This is a genomic window from Sedimentitalea todarodis, assembly GCF_032595355.1.
Lineage (GTDB): Bacteria > Pseudomonadota > Alphaproteobacteria > Rhodobacterales > Rhodobacteraceae > Sedimentitalea > Sedimentitalea todarodis.
The window spans coordinates 142352-158662 of record NZ_JASMWN010000012.1 but is presented as its reverse complement, the minus strand read 5'-3'; the positions used below and the strand labels follow the sequence as shown (position 1 = coordinate 158662).

At 59.3% G+C, this 16311-nt stretch carries 18 protein-coding genes and 1 tRNA gene; 12 read left to right on the top strand and 7 right to left on the bottom strand.

Features of this window, described 5'->3' with window-relative positions:
- Together QO231_RS15455 and QO231_RS15450 are read right to left on the bottom strand one after the other, a co-directional pair.
- Nucleotides 1-185, bottom strand: a 185-nt coding sequence (locus tag QO231_RS15455) for a transposase (protein ID WP_316778218.1), incomplete at its 3' end; no start/stop codon positions are given.
- 49 nt (nt 186-234) lie between these two features.
- Nucleotides 235-558, bottom strand: a complete 324-nt coding sequence (locus tag QO231_RS15450) for a nuclear transport factor 2 family protein (protein ID WP_316778216.1) — start codon at nt 556-558, stop codon at nt 235-237.
- Between the two features lie 368 nt (nt 559-926).
- Here QO231_RS15450 and QO231_RS15445 point away from each other — a divergent pair, with 368 nt between their 5' ends.
- The 4 genes from QO231_RS15445 to QO231_RS15430 all read left to right on the top strand — a co-directional run bounded on the left by QO231_RS15445 (nt 927) and on the right by QO231_RS15430 (nt 3030).
- Nucleotides 927-1376, top strand: a complete 450-nt coding sequence (locus QO231_RS15445; protein WP_316778212.1) for a YtoQ family protein — start codon at nt 927-929, stop codon at nt 1374-1376.
- 165 nt (nt 1377-1541) lie between these two features.
- The gene (gene mscL / locus QO231_RS15440) at nt 1542-1967 is read left to right on the top strand and encodes a large conductance mechanosensitive channel protein MscL (protein ID WP_316778210.1); all 426 of its coding nucleotides are present in this window, start codon (nt 1542-1544) and stop codon (nt 1965-1967) included.
- A gap of 92 nt (nt 1968-2059) precedes the next feature.
- A complete protein-coding gene (locus QO231_RS15435) occupies nt 2060-2866 on the top strand; it encodes a mechanosensitive ion channel family protein (RefSeq protein WP_316778207.1) in 807 nt (268 codons plus the stop codon).
- Between the two features lie 87 nt (nt 2867-2953).
- A tRNA-Met gene (locus QO231_RS15430) sits at nt 2954-3030 on the top strand.
- A gap of 109 nt (nt 3031-3139) precedes the next feature.
- On the opposite strand, the gene ald is transcribed toward QO231_RS15430, so the two are convergent.
- Nucleotides 3140-4255, bottom strand: coding sequence for an alanine dehydrogenase (ald, locus tag QO231_RS15425; RefSeq protein ID WP_316778204.1), 1116 nt, complete (start codon nt 4253-4255; stop codon nt 3140-3142).
- 141 nt (nt 4256-4396) lie between these two features.
- Here ald and QO231_RS15420 point away from each other — a divergent pair, with 141 nt between their 5' ends.
- Nucleotides 4397-4855: an Lrp/AsnC family transcriptional regulator gene (locus QO231_RS15420; RefSeq protein ID WP_316778200.1), complete on the top strand. Its 459-nt coding sequence runs from the start codon at nt 4397-4399 to the stop codon at nt 4853-4855.
- A 92-nt stretch (nt 4856-4947) separates the two neighbouring features.
- Here the strand turns inward: QO231_RS15420 and QO231_RS15415 are convergent, their stop codons facing one another.
- From QO231_RS15415 to QO231_RS15400, 4 genes are all read right to left on the bottom strand, one after another.
- Nucleotides 4948-5175, bottom strand: a complete 228-nt coding sequence (locus tag QO231_RS15415) for a WGR domain-containing protein (RefSeq protein ID WP_316778197.1) — start codon at nt 5173-5175, stop codon at nt 4948-4950.
- Between the two features lie 57 nt (nt 5176-5232).
- Entirely contained in the window at nt 5233-5934 is a 702-nt protein-coding gene (locus QO231_RS15410; RefSeq protein ID WP_316778195.1) for a response regulator transcription factor, read from the bottom strand.
- Nucleotides 5931-7802 carry a PAS-domain containing protein gene (locus QO231_RS15405; protein WP_316778192.1) on the bottom strand — a complete coding sequence of 624 codons (1872 nt, stop codon included), beginning with the start codon at nt 7800-7802 and terminating at the stop codon, nt 5931-5933. The genes QO231_RS15410 and QO231_RS15405 overlap by 4 nt, the downstream gene beginning before the upstream one ends.
- Nucleotides 7803-7865: 63 nt before the next feature.
- Nucleotides 7866-8465 carry a 2-hydroxychromene-2-carboxylate isomerase gene (locus QO231_RS15400; RefSeq protein ID WP_316778189.1) on the bottom strand — a complete coding sequence of 200 codons (600 nt, stop codon included), beginning with the start codon at nt 8463-8465 and terminating at the stop codon, nt 7866-7868.
- A 213-nt stretch (nt 8466-8678) separates the two neighbouring features.
- Here QO231_RS15400 and QO231_RS15395 point away from each other — a divergent pair, with 213 nt between their 5' ends.
- The 7 genes from QO231_RS15395 to QO231_RS15365 all read left to right on the top strand — a co-directional run bounded on the left by QO231_RS15395 (nt 8679) and on the right by QO231_RS15365 (nt 16200).
- Nucleotides 8679-10652 carry an AMP-binding protein gene (locus QO231_RS15395; protein ID WP_316778187.1) on the top strand — a complete coding sequence of 658 codons (1974 nt, stop codon included), beginning with the start codon at nt 8679-8681 and terminating at the stop codon, nt 10650-10652.
- Between the two features lie 90 nt (nt 10653-10742).
- Entirely contained in the window at nt 10743-11561 is an 819-nt protein-coding gene (locus tag QO231_RS15390; protein ID WP_316778184.1) for an ABC transporter ATP-binding protein, read from the top strand.
- A 32-nt stretch (nt 11562-11593) separates the two neighbouring features.
- Nucleotides 11594-12580, top strand: a complete 987-nt coding sequence (locus QO231_RS15385) for a branched-chain amino acid ABC transporter permease (RefSeq protein WP_316778183.1) — start codon at nt 11594-11596, stop codon at nt 12578-12580.
- Nucleotides 12581-12582: 2 nt separating this feature from the next.
- Complete coding sequence (locus QO231_RS15380; RefSeq protein ID WP_316778180.1) at nt 12583-12840, top strand: hypothetical protein; 258 nt, start codon at nt 12583-12585, stop codon at nt 12838-12840.
- 2 nt (nt 12841-12842) lie between these two features.
- Nucleotides 12843-13919 (top strand): branched-chain amino acid ABC transporter permease, encoded by a 1077-nt coding sequence (locus QO231_RS15375; protein ID WP_316778178.1) that lies wholly within the window; start codon nt 12843-12845, stop codon nt 13917-13919.
- 93 nt (nt 13920-14012) lie between these two features.
- On the top strand, nt 14013-15296 hold the full coding sequence (locus QO231_RS15370) for an ABC transporter substrate-binding protein (RefSeq protein ID WP_316778175.1): 1284 nt from the start codon (nt 14013-14015) through the stop codon (nt 15294-15296).
- 67 nt (nt 15297-15363) lie between these two features.
- Nucleotides 15364-16200 carry an ABC transporter ATP-binding protein gene (locus QO231_RS15365; protein WP_316778173.1) on the top strand — a complete coding sequence of 279 codons (837 nt, stop codon included), beginning with the start codon at nt 15364-15366 and terminating at the stop codon, nt 16198-16200.
- The last annotated feature ends 111 nt before the right edge of the window (nt 16201-16311 follow it).

The window sequence follows — 16311 nt, the reverse complement described above, 5'->3', positions numbered from 1 at the left end:
CCGCTGTCCTTCTCGGCCTGCTTGACCCATCCGCTCAAGGTCTGGGGAATACAGCCGATCTTGGGTGCAATGGCCGCAATCGCGCCCGCCTGCGTTTCGTATGAGCCTTGATGCTCAAACATCATCCGGACCGCACGTGCGCGAACCTCAGGCGAGTAGCGATTTGCCATTTTGCTTTTTGTCATAACCATCATCCTTACTTAAGTTGATGGTCTCCGACAGACCCGGGGCGATTCAATAGGCATGCATCGTGCTCATCTGTTCACCCTGCCAGGTGATAAGGTCAACGCCGTCCAACACGGTGGTGCCCAATGTCAGTTGGAAGTGAATCACAGATGTAGAGCCTTCGACAACTATGCGATGTGCGACAAATGACAGCGTTTCATTGGCGGCGAACAGTCCCCCCACATAATCCCGCGCGGCTGATTTTGGCGTGAGGTTCGTAACCTCTGGATCGGTCAGCGCAAAATTTGGCGCGAAATAGCCCGCCACCGCGTCTGTGTCACGGGAATCGAAAGCGGCAACGTAGCCTTCGGTCAAAGCACGGATATCAGGCATGTTCAGGCTCCCTTTTGATGTCGACTATACCGTGTAGAGGCGCGGCGCGCACATATTTTTCCGAGGCGTGGATCGCAACAATATCAGCGCTCCGAGCGCAAAAAGTGAACGAGAGGTGACAGGAGAAATTGCGCAGGGTCATGGTGGTTTCTGTATCTCGTTGTAAGGGGACGTGCGATGCAAGCTGATATGATGTTCCGAAAGCACCTGCATGGTCGCCCGCAGGTCCCGCCGGGCACTGCATTGGAAATGCGTCGGAAAATCGAACGCGAGACAGGTGCGTTCGCATCGGGTTCATGCGGATCACGGATTGCCGCCTTTCCTGACCTGCGTTAGGTCTGTGGCGAATGCAGCAGGAGGGGACAGCCATGACGTTGAAAGTATACCTTTCAGGAGAAATTCACACAGACTGGCGTGAGCAGATCATTGACGGCTCTGGCGATCTGGACGTGGCCTTTGACGGTCCGGTGACCGATCATGGTGCAAGCGACGATTGCGGGGTCGCGATCCTTGGGGCGGAGCCGAACAAGTATTGGCATGACCACAAGGGTGCGATGGTGAACGCGATCCGCACCCGCAAGGGGCTGGCGGATGCCGATGTCGTGGTCGTCCGCTTTGGCGACAAGTACAAACAGTGGAATGCCGCCTTTGACGCAGGATATGCTGCGGCGCTCGGCAAATCACTGATCGTCCTGAACCCGCCGGAACACCAGCATGCGCTGAAGGAAGTGCATGCCGCGGCGCTGGCGGTTGCCGAAGAGCCGGGCCAGGTCGTCGATGTGCTGCGCTATGTCCTGACCGGCCGTTTGCCCGGCTGAAATGCGCCAACCATTCCTGATCGCCTGTTTTTCTGACTTCCCGAACCTTTGTTTCGGGGAGAAGACGGCCCGCTTTCCCCGTTACGGAAGACCCTGTCCCAACCTAGAACAATGCCATCGCTGAGATGTGAACTCGATTCGATATTCATTCTAGGGAAAATGATTGTGATCAATGAATTCAAGGATTTTATCGCCAAGGGCAATGTCATGGACATGGCGGTTGGCATCATCATAGGTGCGGCGTTCACCGCAATTGTCGGTTCGCTCGTTGCTGACCTGATCAATCCAATTATCAGCCTGTTCATGGGCGGTATCGATTTTGCCGGCCAATATGTCCTTCTGGGCGAGGGCAGCTTTGCGTCCATCACCGAGGCCGAAGAAGCCGGTGCCGCCGTCTTCGCCTGGGGCCGCTTTGTCATGGCCGTGATCAACTTTCTGATCATCGCATTTGTGGTGTTTCTTTTGGTCAAGGCGGTGAACCGGGCCAAATCCATGACCGAGGGGCCCGAGGAAGAGGCGCCCGAAGAGCCCGCAGGGCCGACGGAGATCGATTTGCTGGTCGAAATTCGCGACTCGCTCAAAAAGCAATAAAAGACCACTCATGCGAATGGAAAGGGCTTGCCTCCGGCAGGCCCTTTTCTTTATGCGGCGTCAGGTTTGAACCAAAACAGAGGTCCGGTCGCATGGAACAGATTATCGAACAGCTGGGCGATTTCGCACCGCTTGTCTTCAGCGCTGGCAAGGCGCTTGCCGTCCTGATCGTTGGGTGGATGTTTGCCGGCGGCGTCTCGCGTTTTGTTCGCAGTCGGGTCGAGCGGCACCCTCGAATTGACAAGACTCTGGGCAGCTTTGCCGCCAGCACGGTGCGGTGGGTGATCCTGCTGATCGTACTGGTCGCCGTGTTGGGCATCTTTGGCATCGAGGCGACCAGCCTTGTCGCGATGCTGGGCGCGGCAACACTGGCCATCGGACTGGCATTGCAGGGAACGCTGGCCGATCTCGCGGCCGGCTTCATGTTGATTCTCTTCCGTCCGTACAAACTGGGCCAATATGTCGATGTGGCGGGGACCGCAGGGACGGTCGTTGACCTGAACCTGTTCTTCACGGAACTGGCGACACCGGACAATGTGCAGATCATCATTCCCAACGGTCAGGCCTGGGGTGCGATCATCCAGAATTATTCCCACCACGATACCCGTCGCGTCGATCTGGTCTTTGGCATCGATTATGGCGATGACGCGGGCAAGGCGATGCAGATCATTCTGGATCAGGTGGCGGCAGACAGTCGTGTTATGAAGGACCCAGAGCCCTGGGTGCGGGTGACCAATTTGGGGGACAGCTCGGTCGACCTGACAACCCGGATCTGGTGCAACGCCGCAGACTACTGGGACCTGAAATTCCAGATGACTCGGAGCGTAAAGGAAGCGTTTGACGCACAGGGCATCTCGATCCCCTATCCGCATCAGGTGGAGATCTCCAAAGCGGGCTGACCAGGCGGCGGCAAAACACTTTTGGCCGGATGTCATGGTTCAGATTGACACCGGCCCGACTCGCCGTTAATGGCCCTTGCACGGTCTGGCGTGATAGCTCAGTTGGTTAGAGCACAGCACTCATAATGCTGGGGTCGGCGGTTCAAGTCCGCCTCACGCTACCAGACCTTTTTCATCTGCATACGCCGAATTGAGGGTCACCACGTTACGTGTAGCGGCAGTGCCAACAAGACCTCCACGTTGCCATGGAGGTCATGCTTCAAAGCGCAGCTGTCAGCCGATCACCTGCTCGGGCGCGACGACATCAATGCCCAGAGCCTCGCCCACCGCTGCATAGGTCAATTGGCCCGCATGAACATTCAGGCCCGCCAACAGATGTGGGTCCTCCGCGCAGGCCTTCTTCCAACCCTTGTCAGCAAGCTCCAGCATGAACGGCATCGTTGCATTGCCGAGTGCGATCGTCGACGTGCGCGCAACTGCGCCGGGCATGTTGGCGACGCAATAGTGCATGACACCATCAATCTCATAAATCGGATCATTGTGGGTGGTGGCCCTTGAGGTTTCAAAACACCCGCCCTGATCTATCGCCACATCCACGAGCACGGCACCGGGCTTCATACTGCCCAGTTGCGCGCGCGTAACAAGCTTCGGCGCGGCGGCGCCAGGTATCAGAACCGCACCGATCACCATATCGGCCAACGGAAGCAGTTCCGCCATCAGACCGGCAGTTGAATAGCCGGTGTTGAACACGTTTCCAAAGATATCATCGAGATAGCGCAGACGTGGCAGCGAGCGGTCGAGCACGGTAACATCCGCGCCCATCCCGGCGGCGATCCGCGCTGCATGGGTTCCGACGACTCCGCCGCCGATTACAATGATGCGGGCCGGGCCGACTCCGGGCACGCCGCCCATCAGTACACCCCGCCCGCCATTGGCCTTTTGCAGGGTCCATGCGCCGACCTGCGGAGCCAATCGCCCGGCGACCTCGGACATTGGTGCCAGCAACGGCAAGCCGCCACTGCGGTCGGTTACGGTTTCATAGGCGATGGCGGTGCAGCCGCTGTCGAGCAGATCGCGGGTTTGGTCCGGGTCGGGGGCAAGGTGCAGGTAGGTGTACAGCAACTGCCCCTGGCGCAGCATCTTGCGTTCGACGGCCTGTGGTTCCTTGACTTTGACGATCATGTCGGCGGTTGCAAACACCTCTTGCGCCGTGTCGATGATGGTTGCACCTGCAGCGACATAGGCATCGTCGTCAAAGCCCGCGCCAACTCCGGCCTGCGTCTCGATCAAGACCGCATGCCCATGCGCGACAGCTTCCTGCGCGGCATTCGGGGTTATTCCGACGCGGAATTCCTGGGGTTTGATTTCCTTTGGGCAGCCGAGCTTCATGACGAATCCTCTGTTGAGTTCAGGTGTGATGAAAGTATCGGATGATATCGTCGCAAGGATTGTGATAATGTTGCTGGCTATCCCCATGGTGATCGAATAATCTCCCAAGGAAGTGGATCTACATGCAAGGACATTGCGAATATGGGGTTGGACGCGCTCGACAGGCGAATTCTCACAGTCTTGCAGTCGTCGGGGCGGATCTCAAATTCCGATCTGTCAGAAAAGGTAAACCTGTCTCCCTCGGCCTGTCACCGGCGGGTCCAACGATTGGATGCCGAGGGATACATCCGCAACTATGTTGCCTTGCTGGATGCACGCAAGATGGGCGTGGGAACGACAGTGTTCGTCGAGATCACATTGCAGGGGCAGGCGGATGAAGTTCTGGATGCCTTTGAAAAGGCGGTGGCGCGGATTCCCGATGTGCTGGAATGTCACCTGATGGCGGGCACTGCGGATTACCTGCTCAAGGTGGTTGCCGAGAACACCGAAGATTTCGCACGGATTCACCGGCAATTTCTGGCACGATTGCCAGGCGTGGCGCAAATGCAGAGCAGCTTTGCCCTGCGCACTGTGTTCAAGACCACGGCGTTGCCGGTTTGAATATCGCGCGGCTTGATTGGCTTGCTTTGCCGACCATGGTGCAAGGTTCCGGGCGGCCGCAGTTCGCTCAATGCGAGGCCGCAAATGCGCGGTCAGGCTCTGGCGTAACCGCGACCAAGAGCACGATTGCGATGGTGATCCGCCGCACGCGACGCGTCGCGCAAATTCCCGTAGACATTGATCACGCCATGTCCGCGCCCACGGGCCACGCCCCATTCACGCAGCACCGATACCTCGCCAAAAAGGTTCATCGCGATTTCGACGCGATAGAAGCGAGGCGCACGACAGGGTGTTTGGCGATAAAGCAGACAGACGGCCATGGGCAATGCGTATTCCGAGCATTCTGACCCGGCAAGAGGCAAAGTGCATCTCGGCCGTCAGCTCCAACTGACATCTCCCAGAAAGATGTAACCGGCACCATAGATCGTCTTGATCAGGCGCGGGTTCTTGGGGTCCTCGCCAAGTTTCGTGCGCAGGCGCGAGATGCGCACATCCATCGCGCGGTCAAAACTCTCGCCCGCAGCACCCCCAAGGCTCTCCTGCATCTGGGCACGGCTGATCAGGCGCTTCGGGCTGTCCAGAAACAGACGCAGAACCTCGGCCTCGGCATGGGAAAAAGTGGTTTCATCGCCTGTGGCGTTTTCAAGCGTGTAGCGTTCGAAATGCGCGGTCCAGCCATTGAATCGCGCGGTGTTGCCGGCTTTGGGCGTGGCGCGATTGCTGCGCAGGCGGGCGCGGATGCGGGCCACGACTTCGGCCGGGTCGAAGGGCTTGGTGATGTAGTCGTCAGCGCCGAGCTCGAGTCCCGCCACCCGGTCCTGCACCTGTGCCCGGCCCGAGATGATGATGACCGACGCACCCTGTTCGAGCGCCAGGCGATGCACCAGCGCAAGCCCGTCGGTGTCGGGCAGGGAAAGATCGACAAGGCAGACGTCCGGTGTGACATGTTTCAGTGCCGCCTCGAACTCGCGGGCGCGCGCAAAGCTCTGGGTGCGAAAACCGGCCTCTGTCAGTACCTCGCCCAGCATCTGACGGATTTCGGGTTCGTCGTCGAGAATGGTGACAAGCGGTTCACTCATGCGGTGGCCTCGGGTTGGATCAACGCCGCGAGTTGGGCGGCGGAAAATGGTTTGCGCAGGACCGGAGCGCGGGCAAGGGCGGCGGCGTGAAGCGGATCGTCAGGGGGCAGTGACGTCATCAGGATACAGGGCAGGTCGCTGGATACCAGCCTGTCCAGAAGGTCGAGCCCGTTGCCGCCACCGCGCAGATTGATGTCGGAGAGGACCAGCGCGATATCGTCGATATCTGCGGTCAGGGCGGTGGCCTCGTCCACTGTGGTTGCCTCGATCACGGCGTGACCAAGTTCGATCAGCATGTCGCGAAAGGTGGCGCGCAGGGCCTCGCTGTCTTCGACAAGCAGAGTGAGTCCACCGCTCGTTGTGGGCGCTGCGCGATAGGGCAGGCGCAGTGTGACGCTGGCACCGGTCAAGGTGTTGGCCAGTTGCAGATCGCCGCCCGCGAGCTTGGTCATGTCATAGACCATCGGCAGGCCCAGCCCGCTGCCTTCGCCGCCCTTTGTCGTAAAAAAGGGGTTCAGCGCATGCTTGAGCGCGTCGCCGGAGAATCCGGGGCCGGTATCGGTTGCGGTGATCTCGATCCAGGTCTGGTCGATGCAATGAGCGCTGATAGTGATCTGACCGGTGGTGCCACAGGCATCCCGGGCGTTCAGGATGAGGTTCAGGAGTGCGTCCTGCAATATGCCCGCGTCGAGCAGCAGCGTCTCATCCGGCATGTTATCAAGCACGGTAAGGCCGACAGCCTGCGGCAGGCTTGGTGTTGCCAGCAACTTGAGATCAGATAGCAGTGCATGCATATCGGTCGCCTGCGGGCGCAGGGTGCGACTGCTGGTCATGTCCGCGAGCCGGTTGAGAAGGCGACCGCCGCGCCGGGCCGCCGATTGGGTCGCGGTCACGAGATCCTCGGCTTCGGGTGCCAGGTCCATCCGGGCGAGTTTGGACTGCATGCCGAGGATGATGGTCAGGAGGTTCGAGAAATCATGCGCCAGCCCGCTGGTCATTTGCGCGGCGAGCGCGCGCCTTCGCGATTGCTGCAGCGCGACACGCGCCTGGGTTTCGCCGGTGACATCCATTGACAGGATATAGACTCCGCCGATGCCATCCGGGGTAAAGGCCACGCGAATGCGCCTGGCGCTGTGGTTCTCGGTAAACTCGAACACCGGGCTTTTGCCCTCGTAGGCGGCATTCAGATGCGGTTCGATTCGGTCGAAGGTCGATGCGCCGAGCGCTTCTGTGATATGCATGCCGAGAATATCCTGCGGACGCCCGGGCATGACGCTGGACAGGCGGCGGTTGGAATAGGTGTATCGCCCGTCGTGATCCACATGGGCGATATGGGCTGGCATCATTTCGGTGGTCAGGCGCGTTCGGGCCTCGATCTCGGTCAATTGGCGCTTGGCCTCTTCCAGCGCCGTGATGGTTGCGGCGAGTTCGCGATTGGTGGCCGCCAGATCCTCGGCATGGGTGAGAACCTGATCGGTCAGTTCCTCCGAACGCGCGCGCAGCAGCGCTTCGGACCGCTTGGCCCGGGTAATATCGGTGTAGACCGTGACCCAGCCGCCCTGCGGCAGTGGCGAGCCTTCGATAGAGATGGTCTGGCCATTGGGCCGCACGCGCTCGACATAGTGGGGCTCAAAGGCGAGCGCCTGATCGACGCGCTGCTTTACCGCGCTTTCGATGTCGTGGTCCGCGCCATACTCTCCCCTGTCCGCCATATGGCGAAGGGTCTCTTCAAAGCTGGCACCAACCTGCACGAGGTGATCAGGCAGGTCGAACATTTCCTGAAACCGCCTGTTGCAGACCGCGAGCCGCAGATCGCTGTCATAGATCGACAGCGCCTGGGCAATCAGGTTGAGCCCGGCGGTCGTCATTGCCTTTGTCTGATCTGCACGCGGGGGGATGGCCGTGGTCTCCTCTGAACCTGGATGGATCATCTAACCATGCCGGATGGCCCAGTCCAAGGCATCTTGCAGCCGGTCATCGCCCCAGAACAGTTCGTCACCGACCAGAAAGCTCGGCGCACCGAAAACGCCGCGCTCTGCTGCCGCTTCGGTCGCATGTCGCAACGCGAGCTTGTTCTCGGGCGTTTTGGCATTTGACAGGATGTCGGTCGGCAATCCGGCGCGGGCGGCGCAATCGGCAAGTGTTTCCGGGTCAGAGATGTCTTTGCCATCCGCAAATTCAGCGAGATAGACGTTGTGGCAAAAGGCGATGCCCTCGGAACGATGCAGGGCGATCTGTGCAATGCGGGCCGCGTGCAGGCCGTTTTGGGGAAATCTTTCCAGCCGGCGGAACGGCACGCCCTGCCGTGCGGCGAGACGTTCGATGTCGCGCCACATATAGGCCCCCTTGGTTGGGAAGATCTTGAAAGGTGAGTCCGACATTCCCTGCGCCGCAAAGATCGGCCCCAGAAGAAATGGGCGCCAATGCACGGTTACACCCGAAGCCTCGGCCATTCTGGGCAGACGCATGGCGCTCAGATAGGAATAGGTCGAGGCGAACTCGAACCAGAATTCCACGACAGGCTTTGACATGTTCCGCACCTCCTGACCACTACAATGCCGCCAATTCCCGGCGAGCGCGCAAGGAATGTCAAGCCGGAGTGGTGCGCTGTTACAATTTGTAAGGTTTAGGAAATCTTCAGGAAAAAGTTGACGCCGAGTGTTGCGCCGGGTTGTGTGGTCGGCAAGGTCGCAGACAATACGATCAAGGACCGGTTAACAGGCCGGTTGTGGGAGGAAACAGACTTGGCTCAGTCGCAGACAGGTGCCGGAGGATTGCAATCCGTTCCGGCGTTGCTTCATCGCAATGTATTCGAATTCGGATCGTTAACCGCGTATCGGGAGAAAGAGTTCGGGATCTGGCAAACCTGGACCTGGGCGGACGCCGCAGGCGAGATCGAGGCGCTTGCGCTGGGATTGATCAACCTGGGCGTGAACGAAGGCGACTTCATCGCGATAATCGGGCGCAACCGGCCCTATCTCTACTGGTCGATGGTTGCCGCAGAGATGGTCGGTGCGGTTCCGGTCCCGTTGTACCAGGACGCCAACGCCGAAGAGATGGCCTATGTGCTGGGCCATTGTGGTGCTCGATTCGTGATTGTCGGCGATCAGGAACAGGTCGACAAGGTGCTTGAGGTTCAGGACCAGCTTCATCAGTTCGAGCATCTGATCTATCTGGATCCGCGGGGCTTGCGGAAATACGACCATACGAAGTTGCACCAGTACAGCCACGTGCAGGATCAGGGCCGCGCCGCCTATGACGAGTACATCGAGGAACTGAAATCCCGTCAGGGCAAGCTCGATTATGACAGCACCTGCGTGATGCTTTATACATCGGGAACCACGGGCAAACCCAAGGGAGTCGTGCTCTCCAACCGGAACGTGATCGAGAGCGCCCGCAGTTCAGCCGACTTCGACAATCTGCGTCAGACAGACGAAATTCTCGCTTATCTGCCGATGGCCTGGGTGGGCGATTTCATCTTTTCCATCGGGCAGGCCTATTGGTGCGGCTTTTGCGTGAACTGCCCGGAAAGTCCGGAAACCATGATGACGGATCTGCGCGAGATCGGGCCGACCTACTACTTTGCGCCACCGCGTGTGTTTGAAACGCAACTGACCAATGTGATGATCCGGATGGAGGATGCCAGCCCGCTGAAGAAGCGGATGTTTGACACCTACATGGCCCATGCGCGCAAGGTTGGCCCCGATATCCTGGATGGCAAACCGGTGAGCTTTGCCGATCGTCTCAAGTACCAGATCGGTGACAAGCTGGTCTATGGACCGCTGAAGAACACGCTGGGATTCTCAAGGGTGCGGGTCGGGTATACCGCGGGCGAGGCGATTGGACCCGAGATTTTCGATTTCTACCGTTCGCTCGGAATCAACCTGAAACAGCTTTACGGACAGACCGAAGCAACCGTGTTCATTACCGCGCAGCCGGACGGGCAGGTGCGGTCGGACACGGTGGGAGTGCCAAGCCCCGGTGTCGAGTTGAAGATCGCGGACAATGGCGAAGTGTTCTATCGCAGCGCCGGGGTGTTTGTCGAATACTACAAGAATCCGGAGAGCACCGCGGATACCAAGGATGCCGAAGGTTGGGTTGCGACGGGTGATGCCGGGTTCATTGAGGAACATACCGGGCACCTGCGGATCATCGACCGCGCCAAGGACGTGGGCAAGATGGCGGATGGCAGCCTGTTTGCGCCGAAATACGTTGAAAACAAGCTGAAATTCTATCCCAACGTGCTGGAAGCCGTGGTCTTTGGCAATGGTCGCGACGAGTGCACAGCCTTTATCAATATCGATCTGTCTGCTGTCGGCAACTGGGCGGAACGGAACAATGTCGCCTATGCGTCCTATCAGGAACTGGCCGGGCATCCGCAGGTGATGGACACGATCCAGAGCCATGTGGAAGAGGTCAACCTGTCGGTTGCGGAGGATTCGATGCTGTCGGGCTGCCAGGTCCACCGGTTCGTGGTTCTGCACAAGGAACTCGACGCCGATGATGGCGAGTTGACCCGTACCCGCAAGGTGCGCCGCCGGATCGTCGAGGACAAATACGCCGATATCGTGCAGGCGCTTTATGACGGGTCTCCCAAGGTCAGTACGGTGACGGAAGTGACCTATGAGGATGGGCGCAAGGGCGCGATCAAGGCGACGCTGGAGATCCGCGATGCCAAGGTTGTGCCGGTTGTCCCGCAGAAAGTGGCAGCGGAATGAGGGCCGGAAGGACGACGCTTGACCTTCGGTCATCGCCCCGCCCGCCGTCCCGTGACGGTGCGGATTGCCCGAACAGGAAAGGACGCTGTGATGCTTGATGCATCCGAAGGATACGTGACCGAGGACGGCCGCAAGATCGGCGGCGTGGTGATGGAAATGAAGAACATCACCCTGCGATTTGGCGGCGTGACGGCGATCACCGATATCAGTTTCGACATCCGCGAAGGAGAGATCCGCGCGATCATTGGCCCCAACGGGGCCGGCAAGTCTTCGATGCTGAACGTGATTTCGGGGTTCTACGTGCCGCAGGAAGGCGAGGTCTGGTACAAGGGGTCGCGCCGTCCGCAGATGCGACCCTATGAAGTGGCGCGTCAGGGTATCGCGCGCACGTTTCAGAACATTGCGCTGTTCGAGGGCATGAGCGTTCTGGACAACGTGATGACCGGGCGGCTGACACAGATGAAGACCGGGCTGTTGTCTCAGGCACTGTGGAAGGGCAAGGCCGAGGCGGAAGAAACCGCGAACCGGGACATTGCCGAGAAGGTCATCGATTTTCTCGAGATCCAGCATATCCGCAAAACCCCGGTGTCACGCCTGCCCTACGGGTTGAAAAAGCGGGTCGAGCTGGCCCGGGCGCTAGCGGCGGAGCCGACGCTGTTGTTGCTGGACGAGCCGATGGCGGGAATGAATGTCGAGGAGAAAGAGGACATGAGCCGCTTTATCCTGGATGTGAATGACGAATTCGGCACCACCATCGCGCTGATCGAACACGACATGGGCGTGGTCATGGACCTGAGCGACCGGGTCGTGGTGATGGACTACGGCAAGAAGATCGGCGATGGCACACCGGACGAGGTGCGCAGCAACCAGGATGTGATCGATGCCTATTTGGGGGTGAGCCATGACTGAACCGGCGCGGGCGATGAAAGGGAGTGCGGCACATGCCTGAACAGATGATTTTCGGGATGGAGGTCTTTTTGAACGGCCTGATGTCCGGCGTGCTCTATTCGCTGGTGGCATTGGGATTTGTGCTGATCTTCAAGGCGTCCGGGATTTTCAACTTTGCGCAGGGCGTCATGGCGCTCTTTGCCGCTATGACGCTGGTCGGGATCATGGAGGGGCAGGTGCCGTTTTCGCATCTGATCAACGCCATATTCGGCACGGACATTCACCATTTCGGCTGGCATGTCCCGGCACTGTTCGCGATCATGCTGACCGTTGGGGTCATGGTGCTGCTGGCGATGGCGGTGCAGAAATTCGTGATGGGGCATCTGGTCAACCAGGAGCCGATCATCCTGTTCATGGCCACCATCGGGCTGGCCTATTTCCTCGAAGGTCTGAGCGACCTCATGTGGGGGTCGGAGATCAAGAAGCTGGATGTGGGGCTGCCGCAGGGGATCAACGAGACCATCGATGCAGTCACCTACGAGATATTCGGCTATGGCTTCTTCATCGACAATCTTGACATCGTGGCCAGCGTGATCGCGGCGCTTCTGGTGATCGCGCTGATGCTGTTCAGCCAGTACACCAAGCAGGGGCGCGCCTTGCGTGCCGTGGCCGATGACCATCAGGCGGCGCTGTCGGTGGGTATTTCGCTGAACTACATCTGGGTGCTGGTCTGGTCGCTGGCCGGGATCGTGGCCCTGGTTGCAGGGATCATGTGGGGCACCAAGTCGGGTGTGCAGTTCAGCCTTTCGCTGATCGCGCTCAAGGCGTTGCCGGTTCTGATGCTGGGCGGGTTCACCTCGATCCCGGGCGCTATTGTCGGCGGGCTTATCATCGGGGTCGGTGAAAAGCTGTTTGAATTCGCGATTGGCCCGATGGTGGGCGGCGCTACGGAAAACTGGTTCGCCTATGTGCTGGCGCTGCTGTTCCTGCTGTTCCGTCCGCAGGGTCTGTTTGGCGACAAGATCATCGAGAGGGTGTGAGCTTGACCAAGATCGTTGCCATCCTGAATGTCATCGCCTGGTCGGGATTCTGGGCCTTCGGATATCTTGCACTGACCGCTGACGGGCTGAGCGACCGGCAGATCGTGATTGCGGCGCTGCTGGCATTCGCAGGGTTCTTCGGGGGCATTCTCGCCTACATGAGACTGGTGCGGGCAGCGGAGGAGAGCGGCTATGCACGCAAGTCCAACCAGATCGATGCAGAAACGCGCAACCGCGCACATGCCAAGGGGGCACGCTGAACATGTTCTATCGTGAAGCCGGGGATTATCATACCTCGTATGCCTCAGACAACCAGACCTTTCCCATCCGCTTTGACCGGTATCGGTACTACGCGGTGCTGGCGGTTGCCTTTCTCGTGGTGCCGTTCGTCATCAACGACTACTGGGCAAACGCGATCCTGTTGCCATTCCTGATCTATGCGATTGCGGCGATCGGACTGAACATTCTGACCGGATATTGCGGACAGGTCAGCCTCGGCACGGGCGGGTTCATGGCGGTGGGCGCCTATGCCTGCTACAAGCTGATGACGTCATTCCCCGATGTCAGCATGTTTGTTCACGTGACGCTGGCAGGTGTCATCACTGCGGCGGTCGGGGTTCTGTTCGGGCTGCCGAGTCTTCGGATCAAGGGGTTCTACCTCGCGGTCGCGACGCTCGCGGCACAGTTCTTTCTGGTCTGGCTGTTCAACCGGGTGCCATGGTTTTACAACTACTCGGCCTCTGGCCAGATCAGCGCGCCGGAGCGTGAAGTGTTCGGCGTCCTGATCACGGGCGCAAGCGCGCCGGCCTGGGCCACCTATATGTTCTGCCTGATCTTTGTCACGGCAAGCGCGCTGATCGCGCGGAACCTGACGCGAGGTACGATGGGCCGCACCTGGATGGCGATCCGGGATATGGATATCGCGGCCGAGATCATCGGGGTGAACCCGCTGAAGGCCAAGATGACGGCCTTTGCGGTCAGTTCCTTCTTTATCGGCATCTCGGGCGCACTGTTCTTCTCGGTCTATCTGGGGGCCGTCGAGGTCGGCGAAGCGTTTGGCATCAACAAGTCGTTTCTCGTGTTGTTCATGGTGATCATCGGCGGTCTGGGGTCGATATTCGGCTCCTTCGCCGGTGCGGCGTTCCTGGTGCTGCTGCCAGTCGTGCTCAAGGTTGTGGGCGTCGACCTGATGGGCTGGCCGACCGATATCGTCGCGCATTTGCAATTGGTGGTCGTCGGGGCGCTGATCGTGTTCTTTCTGATCGTTGAACCACACGGGCTGGCACAGTTGTGGCGCCTCGCAAAGGAGAAGCTGAGGCTTTGGCCATTCCCGTATTGACGCAGGAAAGGGCCACGCGCCCATCTTACGGATCGACCGTCCCGACCGGGACGGACACACCATCGGAATAACCAACAGGGAGGAAACGAACCGATGAAACTGAAACTGACAACCTTGGCGCTTGGCGCCTTCATGGCGGCAGGGCCCGTGATGGCGGACCTTGTGTTCCCGTCGATGAGTTATCGTACCGGGCCTTTTGCGGCGGGTGGCATTCCGTTTGCGGATGGCTACGCCGACTATTTCACACTGTTGAACGAGCGTGATGGCGGCATCGGCGGCGAGACAATTCTCGTTCCGGAATGCGAGACCGGCTATAACACCGAAAAGGGTGTGGAATGCTATGAAAGCCTCAAGAGCCAGAACCCGCTGGTGCTTCAGCCCTTGTCGACCGGCATCACCTATCAGATCATTCCGAAAGCCATCGTGGATGACATCCCCATTCACACCATGGGGTATGGTCGAACCTCGGCTGCAAACGGCAATGTGTTCAGCCATGTCTTCAACTATCCGGCCAACTACTGGGATGGCGCTTCGGGTGTGGTGAACTATCTGCTCGAGACCAACGATGGAAACATCGAAGGCAAGAAGATCGCACTGGTTTACCACAACTCAGCCTATGGCAAGGAGCCGATCCGCACGCTCGAGGAATTGGGCAAGAAATACGGCTATGAACTGCTCTTGCTGCCGGTCGACAGTCCCGGTCAGGAACAGAAATCGCAGTGGCTGCAGATCCGCCGCGACAAGCCGGACTACGTCGTGATGTGGGGCTGGGGTGTGATGAACCAGGTTGCCATTCAGGAGGCGGCCAATATCCGGTTCCCGATGGAGAACTTTATCGGCGTCTGGTGGGCTGGTGCGCAACATGACGTTCTGCCCGCTGGCGACGCTGCGAACGGCTACAAGGCGATCACCTTCCACGCGGTTGGCAAGGATTTCCCGGTGTTTGACGACATTCAGAAATTCGTTGTCGATGCCGGCAAGGCCGCAGGCAATGGCGATCAGATTGGCACGGTTCTCTACAACCGTGGCGTCTATGCCGCAATGCTTGCAGCCGAAGCTGCGCGCGACGCACAAGAGGCCAACGGTGTTGCTCAAATCACGTCGGGTATGATGCGCGATGCGATGGAGAACCTCGTAATCACCGAGGAACGCATGGCCGAACTGGGCATGCCCAATTTCGGTCCGGCCTTTTCGGTGAGCTGCAAGAACCACGGTGGCGACGGCATGGTGGGCGTGGCGCAGTGGGATGCAAGCGCGAAGACCTGGTCGCTGGTTTCCGAATTCAAACAGTCGGATCGTGAAGTGATCGGCGCGCTGGTCGAAGAGGATTCCGCAGCCTTTGCCGCGGAAAACAATATCGAGCCGCAGTGCAACTAAACGCCAACGACCGGCCGCCGCAATCTGTGGCGGCCGGGACCCGGACATGATGTGAGAAGACAAGCCGATGCTGGACGCTGCACAGAGTACCGAAGCGACCGTCGAGACCCTGCTTGAGGTCAACAATATCGAGGTCATCTACAACCATGTGATCCTCGTGCTGAAGGGCGTCAGCCTGAAGGTGCCCAAGGGTGGGATCACCGCATTGCTGGGCGGGAACGGCGCGGGCAAGACCACGACGCTGAAAGCGGTCAGCAATCTGTTGCATTCCGAGCGTGGCGAGGTGACCAAAGGGTCCATCGTTTATCGCGGAGACCGGGTGCAGGATCTCGACCCTGCCGAACTTGTGAAACGCGGTGTGATCCAGGTCATGGAGGGGCGTCACTGTTTTGAACATCTGACGGTCGAGGAAAACCTGCTGACCGGGTTCTATACGCGGAGCCAGGGTCGCGGCGAGATGATGGCCGATCTGGAAAAGGTCTATCAGTATTTCCCGCGCCTTCGCGAGCGGCGCAAGAGCCAGGCCGGGTATACGTCCGGCGGAGAACAACAAATGGTGGCAATCGGCCGCGCGCTGATGGCCGGGCCCGAGACCATCCTGCTGGACGAACCGTCCATGGGCCTCGCACCGCAGTTGGTCGAGGAGATTTTCGGGATCGTCAAGGATCTCAACGAAAAGGAAGGCGTGTCCTTCCTGCTGGCCGAACAGAACACCAACGTCGCGCTGCGTTTTGCGCATCACGGCTACATTCTCGAATCCGGGCGCGTGGTGATGGACGGTCCCGCCGCCGAGCTTCGTGAAAACCCGGACGTCAAGGAGTTCTATCTCGGCATGTCGGATGAAGGCCGCAAATCGTTTCGTGATGTGCGCTCTTACCGTCGTCGCAAGCGCTGGTTGAGTTGATGGCAGGCCCTGCGTCACTTCTGCTGACCCAAATCCCCATTTTCATCGCAGGTCTTCTATTGGCGTGGTTGCGTCCGCTGGCCAGCGCATAACGTCAGAGGACACGAGGGC

Coding starts and splice junctions, on each gene's coding strand:
- QO231_RS15385 (WP_316778183.1), top strand. CDS start 11,594: ATGCCTGAACAGATGATTTTCGGGATGGAGGTCTTTTTGAACGGCCTG.
- ald (WP_316778204.1), bottom strand. CDS start 4,255: ATGAAGCTCGGCTGCCCAAAGGAAATCAAACCCCAGGAATTCCGCGTC.
- QO231_RS15450 (WP_316778216.1), bottom strand. CDS start 558: ATGCCTGATATCCGTGCTTTGACCGAAGGCTACGTTGCCGCTTTCGAT.
- QO231_RS15435 (WP_316778207.1), top strand. CDS start 2,060: ATGGAACAGATTATCGAACAGCTGGGCGATTTCGCACCGCTTGTCTTC.
- QO231_RS15370 (WP_316778175.1), top strand. CDS start 14,013: ATGAAACTGAAACTGACAACCTTGGCGCTTGGCGCCTTCATGGCGGCA.
- QO231_RS15445 (WP_316778212.1), top strand. CDS start 927: ATGACGTTGAAAGTATACCTTTCAGGAGAAATTCACACAGACTGGCGT.
- QO231_RS15415 (WP_316778197.1), bottom strand. CDS start 5,175: ATGGCCGTCTGTCTGCTTTATCGCCAAACACCCTGTCGTGCGCCTCGC.
- QO231_RS15405 (WP_316778192.1), bottom strand. CDS start 7,802: ATGACGACCGCCGGGCTCAACCTGATTGCCCAGGCGCTGTCGATCTAT.
- QO231_RS15390 (WP_316778184.1), top strand. CDS start 10,743: ATGCTTGATGCATCCGAAGGATACGTGACCGAGGACGGCCGCAAGATC.
- QO231_RS15400 (WP_316778189.1), bottom strand. CDS start 8,465: ATGTCAAAGCCTGTCGTGGAATTCTGGTTCGAGTTCGCCTCGACCTAT.
- QO231_RS15410 (WP_316778195.1), bottom strand. CDS start 5,934: ATGAGTGAACCGCTTGTCACCATTCTCGACGACGAACCCGAAATCCGT.
- QO231_RS15375 (WP_316778178.1), top strand. CDS start 12,843: ATGTTCTATCGTGAAGCCGGGGATTATCATACCTCGTATGCCTCAGAC.
- QO231_RS15365 (WP_316778173.1), top strand. CDS start 15,364: ATGCTGGACGCTGCACAGAGTACCGAAGCGACCGTCGAGACCCTGCTT.
- QO231_RS15420 (WP_316778200.1), top strand. CDS start 4,397: ATGGGGTTGGACGCGCTCGACAGGCGAATTCTCACAGTCTTGCAGTCG.